General features: G+C 48.0%; 8 protein-coding genes and 2 pseudogenes. 9 read left to right on the forward strand and 1 reads right to left on the reverse strand.

Annotated elements, in window-relative coordinates:
• From B5E60_RS14305 to B5E60_RS13220, 9 genes and pseudogenes are all read left to right on the forward strand, one after another.
• A pseudogene (locus tag B5E60_RS14305) lies at positions 1-175 on the forward strand (dihydrodipicolinate synthase family protein); the annotation flags it as partial.
• Positions 176-262: 87 nt separating this feature from the next.
• Positions 263-1,741 (forward strand): sodium:solute symporter, encoded by a 1,479-nt coding sequence (locus B5E60_RS13190; protein ID WP_087312373.1) that lies wholly within the window; start codon positions 263-265, stop codon positions 1,739-1,741.
• A gap of 29 nt (positions 1,742-1,770) precedes the next feature.
• Positions 1,771-3,546: an L-fucose isomerase gene (locus B5E60_RS13195; RefSeq protein WP_087312375.1), complete on the forward strand. Its 1,776-nt coding sequence runs from the start codon at positions 1,771-1,773 to the stop codon at positions 3,544-3,546.
• A gap of 29 nt (positions 3,547-3,575) precedes the next feature.
• Positions 3,576-6,761, forward strand: a complete 3,186-nt coding sequence (locus B5E60_RS13200) for a SusC/RagA family TonB-linked outer membrane protein (protein WP_087312377.1) — start codon at positions 3,576-3,578, stop codon at positions 6,759-6,761.
• A gap of 12 nt (positions 6,762-6,773) precedes the next feature.
• Positions 6,774-8,258: a SusD/RagB family nutrient-binding outer membrane lipoprotein gene (locus tag B5E60_RS13205; RefSeq protein ID WP_087312379.1), complete on the forward strand. Its 1,485-nt coding sequence runs from the start codon at positions 6,774-6,776 to the stop codon at positions 8,256-8,258.
• Positions 8,259-8,270: 12 nt separating this feature from the next.
• Positions 8,271-9,581 (forward strand): DUF5689 domain-containing protein, encoded by a 1,311-nt coding sequence (locus B5E60_RS13210; RefSeq protein WP_143260775.1) that lies wholly within the window; start codon positions 8,271-8,273, stop codon positions 9,579-9,581.
• 75 nt (positions 9,582-9,656) lie between these two features.
• Entirely contained in the window at positions 9,657-10,277 is a 621-nt protein-coding gene (locus B5E60_RS13870; RefSeq protein WP_143260776.1) for a hypothetical protein, read from the forward strand.
• Positions 10,278-10,328: 51 nt separating this feature from the next.
• Positions 10,329-12,350, forward strand: coding sequence for an SUMF1/EgtB/PvdO family nonheme iron enzyme (locus tag B5E60_RS13215; RefSeq protein WP_087312383.1), 2,022 nt, complete (start codon positions 10,329-10,331; stop codon positions 12,348-12,350).
• On the forward strand, positions 12,350-13,915 hold the full coding sequence (locus B5E60_RS13220) for a calcineurin-like phosphoesterase C-terminal domain-containing protein (RefSeq protein ID WP_087263326.1): 1,566 nt from the start codon (positions 12,350-12,352) through the stop codon (positions 13,913-13,915). The genes B5E60_RS13215 and B5E60_RS13220 overlap by 1 nt, the downstream gene beginning before the upstream one ends.
• Positions 13,916-14,038: 123 nt before the next feature.
• Here B5E60_RS13220 and B5E60_RS14115 read toward each other — a convergent pair.
• Positions 14,039-14,290, reverse strand: a pseudogene (locus tag B5E60_RS14115) (conjugal transfer protein MobB); the annotation flags it as partial.

A 14,290-nucleotide genomic window follows, 5' to 3' on the forward strand; every position in this document is an offset into this window, starting at 1 on the left:
GATCTACACCGTCGGGAAGTACGGCTCGAGCTACCTGAAGGGCGTGAAGTGCGCCCTGTCGCTGCTGGGGATCTGCGACGACTACCTCTCGTATCCCTACCGGAAGTTCCGCACCGAGGAGCGCAACCGCATCCGCCAGGCCCTCGAAGCGCTGGGCGTCGAGTGCGTCGGCTGACCCGGAACCCCGAAATCCCGGGCGGGAGGCTCTCCGGACCGGCCCGCCCGGTTTGAATAGCGAATCGAAAATCTAACCTGAACAACCATGGATATAACCATCCTCGATTATATCGTCTTCTTTCTTTTTGTCGGCGGTGTCGCCCTTTTCGGCTGCTCGTTCTACTTCCGCAGCCGCAAGGGTGCCGCGGCCTTCACGGCAGCCGAAGGGTCGCTCCCGACGTGGGTCGTGGGGATGTCGATCTTCGCCACGTTCGTCAGCAGCATCAGCTTCCTGGGGCTGCCCGGCGATGCCTACAAGGGAAACTGGAACCCCTTCGTCTTCAGCCTCTCGATCCCCATCGCCACGTGGCTCGCAGCCAAGGTCTTCATCCCCCTCTACCGCAACGTCAACAGCGTCTCGGCGTACCACTACCTGGAACTCCGCTTCGGCTACTGGGCGCGGTGCTATGCGGCGATCTGCTACCTGCTGACGCAGTTGGCGCGCGTCGGTTCGATCCTGCTGCTGCTGGCCCTTCCGCTGCATACGATGTTCGGCTGGGACGTGGCGACGATTATCGTCTGCACGGGCATCGCCACGCTGGTCTATACGCTGCTGGGCGGTATTGCCGCCGTGGTCTGGACCGATGCCATCCAGGGTATCATCCTCATCGTCGGGGCCGTGGCCTGCGCCCTGCTCCTGACCTTCACGATGCCCGAAGGCCCGGGCCAGCTCTTCGAGATCGCCTCGGCACACGGCAAGTTCAGCCTCGGGAGCTTCGGGGCAAGCCTCACGGAGCCGACCTTCTGGGTGGTGCTCATCTACGGACTCTTCGTCAACATGCAGAACTACGGCATCGACCAGAACTACGTGCAGCGCTACATGACGACCAAATCGACGGCCGAGGCGGTGAAGTCGACCCTCTTCGGCGGGTTGCTCTACATCCCCGTGTCGCTCGTCTTCGTCTACATCGGCACGGCGCTCTTCTCCTACTACACGGCGCAGCCCGAACTCCTGCCGGCCGGGACCCCCGCCGATCAGGTCTTCCCGTGGTTCATCGTCCACGGACTCCCCACGGGACTGACGGGCCTGGTCATCGCGTCGCTCTTCTCGGCCGGGATGTCCACCGTGGCGACGAGCATCAACTCCTCGGCCACGATCGTACTGACGGACTTCGCCCGGCGCCTCTCGAAGCGGGAGCTCTCCGAAAAGGGCAGTATGCGGGTGCTGTACGTGACGTCGTTCGTCGTCGGGGCGCTGGGCATCGTCATGGGCCTTCTGATGATGAGCATCGACGGCGTGCTGGATGCCTGGTGGAAACTGGCCTCGATCTTCAGCGGCGGTATGCTGGGTCTCTTTCTGCTGGGTGTGGTCTGCCGCTCGGTCAAACGCGCCCATGCCGTCGTGTCGGTGATCCTGGGCCTGCTGACGATCGCCTGGATGAGCCTCTCGCCGCTGATCAACGAGGGTTCGCCCTTCTACCGGTTCCACAGCCCGCTGCATACCTATCTGACGATCGTCCTCGGAACGACGGTCATCTTCCTGGTGGGGTTCCTGCTGACCTCCCTGAGCCGAAAGAAATTCTGAATGAACAACACACAAAAAAATAACCAGCCATGAACAACTATCGACCCAAAATTGGGATCCGTCCGATTATCGACGGCCGCCGCGGCGGAATCCGCGAATCTCTGGAAGCAATGACCATGGGCATGGCCCAGCGTGTGGCCCGCCTCTATGCCGAGGAGCTGCGCTATGCGGACGGCACGCCCGTCGAGTGCGTCATTGCCGACACGACGATCGGCGGCGTGGCCGAGGCGGCCGCCTGCGCCGAGACGTTCCGTCGTGAAAATGTCGGGGCGGTCTTGTCGGTGACCCCCTGCTGGTGCTACGGCGCCGAGACCATCGACATGGATCCGCTGACCCCGAAGGCCATCTGGGGTTTCAACGGCACGGAGCGTCCCGGAGCCGTCTATCTCGCCTCGGCGCTTGCCGGACACAACCAGAAGGGGCTGCCGGCCTTCGGAATCTATGGCCGCGACGTACAGGACGTCACCGACGAGACGATTCCGGCCGACGTGCGTGAGAAACTGCTGCGCTTCGGCCGTGCTGCCGTGGCCGTCATGCAGATGCGCGGCAAATCCTACCTCTCGATCGGTTCGGTGTCGATGGGTATTGCCGGGTCGATGCCCAATCCGGACTTCTTCCAGGAGTACCTCGGCATGCGCAACGAGGCGGTCGACTGCTCGGAGATCGAGCGACGGATCGAGCTGGGCATCTACGACCGGGAGGAGTTCGAACGGGCCATGGCCTGGGTGACGAAATACTGCAAGACGAACGAGGGGAAGGACTGCAATCCGGACCATCTGGTCTACCCGCGCGAGAAGAAGGAGCAGATCTGGGAGTATGTGGTGAAGATGACGATGATCTTCCGCGACCTGATGCACGGCAATCCGGTTCTGGCATCCATGGGCTTCGAAGAGGAGGCCATGGGCCACAACGCTATCGTGGGCGGATTCCAGGGCCAGCGCCAGTGGACCGATTTCCGGCCCGACGGCGACTTCTCGGAGGCGATGCTCAACTCGTCGTTCGACTGGAACGGCATCCGGGAGGCGATCACCTTCGCTACGGAGAACGATACGCTGAACGGCGTCTCGATGCTGCTGATGCACCTGCTGACGAACCGTGCGCAGATCTTCGCCGACGTGCGGACCTACTGGTCTCCCGAGGCTGTGGAGCGTGTGACGGGCCTGCAGCTCGAAGGCAAGGCCGCGGGCGGTATTATCCACCTGATCAACTCGGGGTCGTGCACGCTCGATGCGACGGGACAGCAGATCGACGCTGCGGGGAATCCGGTCATGAAACCCTTCTGGGAGATCTCGCAGGGCGATGTCGAGGCTTGTCTCGGGGCTACGACGTGGTATCCGGCCGGCCGTGAATACATGCGTGGCGGCGGCTTCTCGTCGCAATTCCTCACACGCGGAGAGATGCCGATGACGATGTGCCGTCTGAATCTGGTGAAGGGCCTCGGTCCCGTGCTGCAGATCGCCGAAGGATGGGCGGTGAACGTCGCTCCGAAGATCTTCGAGGTGATCAACAAACGCACCGACCAGACGTGGCCGACGACCTGGTTTGCACCGCGTCTGACGGGCCACGGGGCTTTCCGTGACGTCTACTCGGTGATGAACGCCTGGGGCGCGAACCACGGTGCGATCAGCTACGGACATGTCGGTGCCGATCTGGTAACGCTGGCCTCGATGTTGCGCATTCCGGTAGCGATGCACAACCTCCCGGAAGAGTCGCTGTTCCGTCCCTCGGCCTGGGGCGCCTTTGGCACCGATCCCGAAGGCAGCGACTTCCGTGCCTGCGAGAATTACGGGCCAATTTATAAGTGAATATTTATTAACCCTTAAAACTTAATAAGATGGATGTTTGTATGCTAGCAAAACGAATTGGGAGGTGCCTATTGGTTTTGATATTCGTACTCATTTCGTTTCGTCTTGCTGCACAAGAACAATTTACTGTTTCGGGTGTCGTAACAGACGAAAAAGGAGCTCCCATGGTAGGTGTGACCGTATTGGTAAAAAATACCAATATCGGGCGGATTACAGGTTTGAAAGGAGAGTACAAAATAACAGTTCCGAAACATGCCGTATTGGTCTTTTCGTATATGGGTTATTCAACCGAAGAAAAACTTGTCGGTACTCAAACCCGGATAGATGTAGTCCTCAAAGAAGAATCTCAAAAAATCAATGATGTCGTTGTTACAGCCCTCGGAATCAAAAAAGAGCAGAAAGCATTAGGTTATGCAACAACCCAAATCAATGGTGACAGGATTTCAGAAGCCTTGTCTAATAACTGGACCTCAGCTCTGTCTGGAAAGATTGCAGGTTTGAATTTGGTCCGCTCCGGTGCAGGTCCTTCGGGATCTAACAAGATTATATTACGCGGGGAGAGTAATCTGACCGGTGATAACCAGGCTCTGATTGTCATTGACGGAGTTGTTATAAATAACAGCAGTGGCTTAGCTACGGGATCCGGAAATGATGCTTATTTGGGGGAAGATTCTCCGGTCGATTTCGGAAGCGCATTGAATGATATAAATCCGGAGGATATCGAAAGCATCAATGTCCTTAAAGGCGCTGGTGCCGCAGCGTTGTATGGTCAACGAGGCGCACATGGAGCCATTATTATCACGACGAAATCCGGTGAGAGTTCGACGCAAGGTGTCAAGGTTTCATTCTCGTCGACCGCCAATTTTGAAACTCCATATCATTGGCCCGATTATCAGTATGAATATGGGTCTGGCAAAGAGGGTGTGAATTATTTTTCTTGGGGCAATACGGAGGATGGTCCCAATACACGTTCGGCGAGCGTAGCCTGGGGACCTAAATTTGATGGACAAATGTTCTATCAGTATGATCCCGTTACGCATGGTCAGAGCAAAGAACGAACTCTGTGGCAACCATATCCGAATAATCACAAGGATTTCTTCAGAACTGGACAGACATATACGAATAGCATATCTTTGAGCGGCGGATCTTCCAATACAAACTTCCGATTGGGATATACCAATGTATACAACGAATGGATCGTGCCGAATACGGGTTATACGCGCAATACGGTTTCCGTCTCGGTAAATCACAAGCTGTCGGAAAAAATCCGATTGTCTACCAAAGTGAATTATACCAATAAAAACAGTGACAATCTTCCGGCTACCGGTTATAACAACCAGACGGTCATGTATTGGAACATCATGCAGGTCCCTAATGGAAATCTGGATTGGCTGAAAGATTACTGGATGCCTGGCAAAGAAGGTGTGGAACAAAGCTATCCGTTCAGTTCTTCGCCGGACAACCCTTATTTGATTGTCAATGAAATGCTCAACAAACTCGATCGGCATACGGTGACTGGGAATGTCCAGATGAATTATAACATCATCAAGGGTTTAAATCTGATGTTGCGGGGGTCGATGGATATGTCGTACGAAGACAGATCGGAACAGCGCCCTATGGATACGAATAAATTCAAATACGGCATGTATCGTACGACAAAAATATTTGCACAGGAACTCACCGGTGATTTCCTGCTCAAGTATGAGAAAAAAATATCGGCATTTGATTTGTCTGCATCACTGGGTGGAAGTACGTTACATAACCGTTACAGACGAGAAAACAATAGGGCTGATGCGCTGATGTATCCTCAAGTATTCAGCCTTTCCAACAGTAAGTTCCAGGTATTGACGCTCCCTTATCAGAGTGACTATGTTATCAATAGTATTTACGGAATGTTGACGCTTTCGTACAACAATTATCTGTTCCTGGATCTTACAGCCCGAAATGACTGGAGTAGTGTGTTGGCAACTCCGCAATCGACTGACAACTCTTCGTTCTTTTATCCTTCGGTCAACTTGAGTGCTGTTTTGTCCGATATGTTCCGGATGCCGCGATGGATCACTTTTGCAAAATTACGAGCATCTTTCTCGGAAGTTGGCAGCAGCGGAACGAAAGTTTATCAAAATACCTATGTGTATTCCATTGCCGACGGTTATGCCGGAGGTTTGATGAACCCCAAAACGCTGCCTAATCCAGATTTGAAACCTCAGCGAACCCGAACTTGGGAAATCGGTGCAGACGTGCGGTTCCTAAACAACAGGCTCGGTTTTGATATTGCCTTGTATCAAGGAACAACCAAGGATCAGATCTTGACCGCTACACTGGATCGGTCGTCAGGTTATGATAACAAGGTGGTAAACGGAGGATTGGTCCGTAACAGAGGTCTTGAAATCGAAGCCAATGCCACTCCCATTCGTAACCGAAACGGATGGACCTGGAGATTGTTCGGCACATTCTCAATGAATGAAAACAAGGTTCTTGAACTGACGGATGATTTGTTTGCCTTGCGCCTGCAGAATACTTTGTCGGGTCGTGGAGCCATGGAGGCTCGTGTCGGACAAAGCATGAGTGCTATTTACGGAACTGGATACATGCGTGCTCCGGACGGCCAGATCGTATACGGAGAAGATGGATATCCCCTTTTGAATACAGACCTGATCTATTTGGGTGACAGTACGCCGAAAGGTAAATTCTCGATGGGTACGGAACTCAAATACAAAGGATTTAACTTCAGTATTCTTTTTGACGGACAGTTCGGAGGTAAAGGCTATTCGCAAACTACAGCAATCCTTATGGAGCAGGGAAAACTCAAAAGGACACTGCCCGGACGATATAATGGCATCATTGGAGACGGTGTAATTCAGAATCCGGACGGATCGTATCGTAAAAACGATGTTGTTGCAACGGAAATATGGACTTATTATACTCGTCATTATGGCCGTGAAAATATCGAAGGAAACATTTATAGCACGGACTTTTTGAAACTTCGGGAGATTACACTGGGTTATACTTTCCCTACAAAAATTTCCAAAAAATTGGGTCTGCAGAAATTGAGTATAGGTATTTATGGGCGTGATTTGTTTATGATCACAAACTGGCCTGCATTTGATCCCGAATTCGGAACCTTGAATAATGGTTCGATTGACAAGGGGTTTGAAATAGCTCAATTCCCGGCAACCCGTAATTTCGGAGTAAAACTGAATATTGAATTTTAAACAACGTGTTTTATGAATCGATATTGTAAACCGGCCATTGTAATATTATTTGCGCTCGTTACACTTATTGCAGGCTCTTGCACCAGAAATTTCGAGGAGCTTAGCCGGAATCCTAATGCGAGTGAAACGGCGCTGCCTCAAGCTTTGCTTGCGCCGGCGTTGTCCAGCGTTGTGAAATCGAATATGAGCAGATGCCGCCGTATTAATAATGAACTGATGCAGGTGACTGTAAATTATGGCGATACGGAAGGTAAAATTTTTCGTTATGATATTCGGAAGTCTGAAGCTGATTATCTTTGGAACGAGTGGTATGTGGAAATAACCAACTTCAAGGATATGTACGCATTCGCTCAAACGCTTTACAGCGTAGCCAATGAGAAGGTCTATAATACTTATATGGGTATATCGTTGATCTGCGAAAGTTGGGTCTTCTCCATGTTAACGGATACCTACGGTGACATCCCTTATACCGAAGCCTGTCAGGGACGGGACGGGATTCTGACACCTGCGTTTGATCGGCAGGAGTTTGTTTATACGGAAATTTTCAAGAAACTGGAACAGGCGAATACCTTGTTGAGCGACGGTGTCGATTTACCCGAGGATCAGGTAGTATGTGATCCTGTGTTTGGCGGAAATGCTTTGAAATGGCGCAAATTTGCCAATTCATTGTACATAAGGTTACTGATGCGTGTTTCGGCTAAAAATGAATCGTTTGTAGCTTCGAAACTTGCGGAAATGATCGATACCAATCCCGACAATTATCCGATTATGGCAAGTAATGACGATTCTGCCGTTTTACGCTGGACAGGTGAAACTCCTTATATCTCGCCGTTTTATTCCATGCGGGATGAAGATTGGCGAGTTTATCCCGTATGTGAATTTTTTGCAGATAATTTGAACTTGTGGAATGATCCGCGCAGGTCGAAATGGATGGTGGATTATGAAGGGGCATATGCGGGGATTCCGAGCGGTTATCCAGTCGGAGAGTCCGTTGTAAGAAAATCTACTTTTTTGGTGGCTCTTAAAACAGATCCTCGATTGGGAAATATGATGAATTATGCGGAATTGGAATTTTTACTTGCGGAGGCCATTGTAAAAAATTATATTTTGGGTGATGCCGCAACGCATTATGAAAATGGGGTCGAGGCTGCATTTGATTTTTGGGATTTAACGGTGTCGGCCAGTTATTTGGATAATCCGGCAATTAAGTGGGATGACGCTGAAGGCTTGGATGATAAAATGGCAAAGATCCACTTGCAAAAATATTATGCGCTGTTTTATACCGATTTGCAGCAATGGTTTGAATGTCGAAGAACTGGGTACCCCATATTGCCTAAAGGAGAGGGTTTGCTCAACAATAAGGAGCTGCCGTCGCGCTTGAATTATCCGGTTTACTTGCAGACTACTAACCGGGATAATTATTATGCTGCAGTTGCCGTGCAAGGCAGTGATGAAATCAGTACCAAAGTATGGTGGCAAAGTGGTGTCAATGAATAAGTAATTATGGTTATGAAAAGAATAGTATGTTTCGTTTCTTTTATTGCATGTCTTTTGGGAAGTGCATGTAAAGAGAATCCGGATTGGGCTGCAGGAACTTTGAATCCGACGATCTCAATCATGGATGTCCGAGCATTATACAAAGGGAGTGATCTGGTTTTGACGCAAGACAAGTTATCTGGTGGAGTACAGATTGCTGGAGTTGTGAATGCAGATTATCAGAACGGCAATATGCCTGATGGAATCATTACGATCCAGAGCACGTTACGTACAAAGACTCGTGGAATAGCATTGCGTGTCGGAGATGATGTAGCCTCAACTCTTAAATTGGGCGATTCCGTTCTATTCCAAATCAAGGACAAACGCCTCGTAAGGGGGAATGGATGTTTGATGATTGATGGGGTAGGCGAGTCCGACGTAAAGGTGTTAAGTTCGGATCATCGGCTTACACCTCAGACGATAACGGCGTCTGCATTGCTGACTCTTCCGGATGAATATGAATCCGTATTGGTCAAAATTGCCAATTGCTCACCGGCAGATCCTTCGTCTCCGGATCTTTCATATGAAGGCGGTTTGTTTGTCGAAGATAAAACAGGCTCTTTAACTATCTATGCTCAACCAGACTCTCCTGTGTCGGAGCTGTCGGTTCCGGAGAAGCCTGCAACTTATATTGGAATTGCATTTGCCGACTATGAACAGAGTGAAACAGCGGTCATATCGCTTTGGCCTCGGTTCGCTTCGGATATCATTGAAAAATATATTTTGCTCGCTTGGGATTTAACAGGTTATAACATTTCAACAGGACTTACACGAGATGCTACGGTTGTTGATCCAAACCTGGAGATCTCTACGTTGAGTAGAGGTCCTGGCCTTGAGGCACAGCAAGCATCCAATGCTTTTTCCGCCGTATGGCCTATCGATATCGATCGAGTAGCGGCTATGGAGCATGGTTCATACTATGAATTTTCGATTGTTCCCAAAAATAATGCGAAAGTTTCTTTATTATCTTTGGACGTTGCTTTACGTGTACAAACAGAAGCTCCCAAAAATTATATGTGGATGTATAGTGATGACCAAGGTGAACATTTTGTTCCGATGAGCGGAGAACTCAAGTTCGAAGGAAAGACTACGGACAATAACGGGATACAACAACCGACACTGTCGTTGGAAGAAGTGGAAGGTATTCAAAGTTTCTCATCTCCCATAATTATTCGGGTATATGCCTGGGGAGCCACGAATGCGACTTCGGCATTCCGTATCGGGCAAAGTCTTCCGGAACGACCTTATGCCTTGACCATTGAAGGTATGACCCGTTGCGAATAGAAAAATTACCCCTCAGCAAGAGGATTAGTGAGTCTTTCACTATCCTCCTGCTGAGGCTTTATAAATCATTGAATCATGAAATGGATTATAGCGGCAATATTTGCCTCGGTCCTTTATCCTGGAATCGCTTGTGCCCAATTGGTTGCCTGGCAATTCGGACCGGATACAAGAGGAGATGAGGAAATCGCAATGTCAACATTTGAGGATCCTTATATGTTTGGATCTGAATTGACGAGAGGTGTCGGTGTTCAGCGTCAGAAAGCAACCTATTCGTTTGCCGGAATTTGGCCGGAGTGTAAATCTTTTGTGGAAGCCGTTCGTAAGAAAACGTTTTATCAGTTTTCTTTGAAAACCCGTAAAAATTATCGAATGAGTCTTGATCGTATTGAGTTCATTTTGAGAATACAGCCTAATGGCCCACAGGAGTATGTTTTTGCTTATAGTGTGGATGGAGACAATTATGTGAACGTTGGACATCCTGTTTGTGTTTCACCGACATCCAACGATGGAGAAATACAAAAACCCATAGACCTTTCTACTATTTCAGATTTACAAAACATCCCATCCAAGACGCGCATATACTTTCGCTTGTACGCCTGGGGCAGTAAGGATGGTTGGGAGAATACGGCATTCCGTATTGGGAAAAGTACCTCCAATCGTCCGGCTTTGGCTGTGTATGGTTCTGTCGAAAACTGAATTTGCACATTGCTGGAATTGGCTCCGATTGATGTATAAATAATTAATTGTATGGCAAGATTTGTTTTTATCGGTATCCTGTTGTTTCAACCATTGTCTCTTTGGGCACAATATTCGGTCAATTCATTGGGAATTAAAATGGCTCATATTGATTCTGGCGAATTTATCATGGGGTCCAGAGGTTATGGCGCTGTTGAAGATCGTGATGAAGCCCCCGCGCATCTTGTGCGTATTGAATCACCCTTCCTAATGTCAGCTACGGAGATTACGAATTTGCAATATGAACAATATGATCCGACTCATCGTGCTCTGAGAGGTAAAAACGGATTTTCTACGGAGGATGACGACGCAGTGGTATTTGTTAGTTATGACGATGCTGTCGGTTTTTGCAAATGGCTCTCCGCAAAAGAGAAAAAAAATTACAGGCTACCGACAGAAGCTGAATGGGAGTATGCTTGCCGGGCTGGGACAACAACGCCCTTTAATACCGGAACCAACGGCTTGCCTGCGAAACAGCATAAAGCACAAGCTTATAACCAGACACCCAAACCTGTTTCCTTGCGGACGGCCATGTATCCGGCTAATGACTGGGGACTGTATGACATGCACGGAAATGTCGAAGAGTGGTGCCTCGATTGGTATGGGCCCTATAGTTCTGATTTTCAAATCAATCCCTCCGGTCCTTCGGATGGCATATTTCGAGTCACCCGTGGAGGAAGCCATAATACACCTGTAAAATATTTGCGATCGGCTAATCGCTCAGCGATGATTCCTGAGGATAGAAATTATGCTGTCGGTTTCAGAATCGTTGAGACGGATATGCCTCTGACCTATGGTTCTGCTGCCAAATCCGATGTCGCCCCAATCTCTCAGCACTCTTTTAAATGGCATCAACCCCGGAAGGAACCGTTCTTTCTGGAACCGATCCCTTATATTTATGATCCCGACAATTGGAGTTCCGTCCCTTTTTTCGGGCATAATCATTGCCCTGCTATCACATGGTGCTCGAATGGTGATTTATTGGCTGTTTGGTTTTCAACACAGGAGGAATCTGGACGGGAAATGGTGATTCTTTACAGTCGACTTCGAGCCGGACATGAAAGTTGGGATAAGCCTCGGGAGTTCTTATGTGTTGCGGATCGGAATTTGACAGGATCCTCGCTTTTGCGGGACGAAAACGGAGTCCTATATCATTTAAATGGAATTGAAGCTCTCGGAGGGTGGCGGAATTTAGCCATTATACTTCGAGAAAGCCATGATAATGGAGCGACATGGAGTCGGCCGCGTATGATTGTTCCTGAACATACGCTGAGAAACCAGGTCATTGCGGGAGGATTTATTACCCGTAACGGCTGTTTTGTACAACCCTGCGATGCCGTTCCGGGACATTTTGGCGGTTCGGCCATACACGTTAGCAAAGATCATGGAAAGACTTGGCAAACCCCTTATACGGATCCGGTTATTCCGTTATATGAAGCTGGAAATGAGGGCGGCCTGATTGCCGGGATTCATGCCGGAGTCGTAGAACTCAATAATGGGGATCTGATGGCTTTAGGTAGGAATAACAACATAGAGGGTGATGTCGATCATCCGGGATTGCGTATGCCATGCAGTCGATCTTCGGACATGGGAAGAACCTGGACCTATTCGGCTACGGAATTTCTTCCTATTTATTCAGGGCAACGGTTAGTTCTGCGAAGATTGAATGAAGGCCCGTTATTACTAATTTCATTTACTCATCATCCAAGCGACAAAGAGCGTCAAGGGATGGAATTTGAGAGCGCTTCCGGTCAAAAATATGTTGGATATGGGATGTTTGCGGCTCTTTCATTTGATGAGGGTAAAACATGGCCTGTGAAGCGCTTGCTTACGGATGGAATACCGAGATTATTGGACGGACGAGGCTGGACCGGGTATTTTCGGATGACAGAAACAAATTCCGAGCCTTTAGGATATTTGGCTGCAACTCAAACTCCGGATAATACGATCCATTTGGTCAGCAGTGGAATACATTATCGTTTCAATATGGCTTGGATCATGGAAAAACCAGAAATCAACACACAAGAACAATAATGAAAAAAGGAGCACTGTTTTTTTTATTTGTTGGGGCATATATTGTTAACGCCTGTGCCACAGATGTATTAGGAAAAAAGGACAACACCGAACAGATTGTACCGATATCCGGTAGGGTAACTTGTTTAGGGAAGCCTGTAGAAGGTGCAATTATATCCGATGGTGTCGATCTTGTCAAAACGGATACGGAAGGAATATATTTTATTAATGCGCATAAACATATGGAATATGTGTTTATCAGCATACCGTCGGGTTATAGTGTAGCGAAAGACGGAATTCTTCCAGCCCATTGCTTGCCAATAAAAGGAACAAAGATGGATCATGCGGATTTTGAATTATTGCCCATGCCGAATGAATCGTATAAACTATTCGTTATGGCCGATATTCATTTAGTAGGGGATGCTGTATTTAAAGATTTGAAGCAATTCAGAACGATATTTTTGCCGGATATTTCTCAAACATTGAATGAAACTTCCGGAGAAAAATTCTCGATCTCTTTGGGTGATATGACCACTGATAATCGGTGGTATAAGAATAATTTCATGTTGCCTAATTATTTAAATGAATTCAAAAAGTATCCAACGATGATTTATCATGTGATGGGCAACCATGATAATGATCCAGCTGTTATGGGGTTGACGGATGAGGATGTCGATTGGAAAGCGTCCCGGGCTTATCGCAAATATATCGGTCCTACTTATTATTCGTTGAATATTGGAGATGTACATTATATAATGTTGGATAACATCATTGGGCTTGGCAATCGAAAATACAAATATTATATTGATAGTGTCCAACTTGAATGGTTGAAAAAGGATTTGTCATTTGTTGATAAAGAGACCCCGTTGATTGTCTCCATGCATGTTCCTGCTTATCGTTATTCTGGTTTGTCGAATGGCATTCCTATTATAGAGAAAAGAAGTTCGGAATATCAGGATGTATCGGTATTGATTGACTTGTTGAAACCGTATTCAGAAGTTCATATTTTGTCGGGACATGACCATCGTAATCGCAATATATGTATTGCTGATAATATTACGGAGCATACGTTGGCTTCGGCTTCGGCTATTTCTTGGCAGTTGAATGATATTCGTCCGATCACTACAGATGGAACATTGAGTGGATATCAGATATTTGAGATTTCCGGTAAAAAAATTCAGTGGTTTTATAAGGCAGTGGGATTATCGATTGAAAAAAGTCAATTCCGTGCGTATGACATGAATGCTGTTCCTAAGGAGTATTGTGAAGAAACAGATGCAAATGAAATAATTGTAAATGTATTCAATTGGGATCCTTTGTGGCGCGTTGCGGTTTATGAAGATGGTCAAGAACTTGCCGTAGAGCAGTTTTGGGGAAAAGATCCGCTTTATATGTATTTGCGCGACCAAACTCAGCAATTTAATCATAGGCCGAATGATTGGCGAGCTGTAAGTAATATTCATATGTTCCGAGCGAAGGCCAAACGGAGCGATTCGCAGATTATCGTTCGGGTGACGGATCGATTTGGTATTGTCTATGAAGAAAAGATGGAGAGGCCCAAATATTTTTTTGAAAATATGAATTAATGTTTGATTTTTTTGTGGAATGTTTCCAAAAGTGTATATCTGGAAGGGAAAAGCCTACTGATCCTTTAGATTTGTTCCATAAGACTTCCATGGGAATCGATCAAACTATAACGATGTCTCAATTTATCGTTTTTTGAGTTTGATATTCGATTCTTTCTTGACTTGGCGGCTGGTTTCTCGTGTCTCCTTTGCGACGCTGAACCTTTCGTTGAAGGCGTTTGCCGAATACTCTTTCCCGAGACGGGAACCATTGAGAACACAGCGATTCTCGTGATCGATGAATGTGACGCCGGTGATTCGGTTTTGATCATTTCGGCGCAGGAATAAATCGATGTGATGGGTTTTCAGTCGTTTGCGCAACTCCTCTTCGGATGG

Source organism: Alistipes sp. An116 (genome assembly GCF_002161005.1).
Taxonomy (GTDB): Bacteria; Bacteroidota; Bacteroidia; order Bacteroidales; family Rikenellaceae; genus Alistipes; species Alistipes megaguti.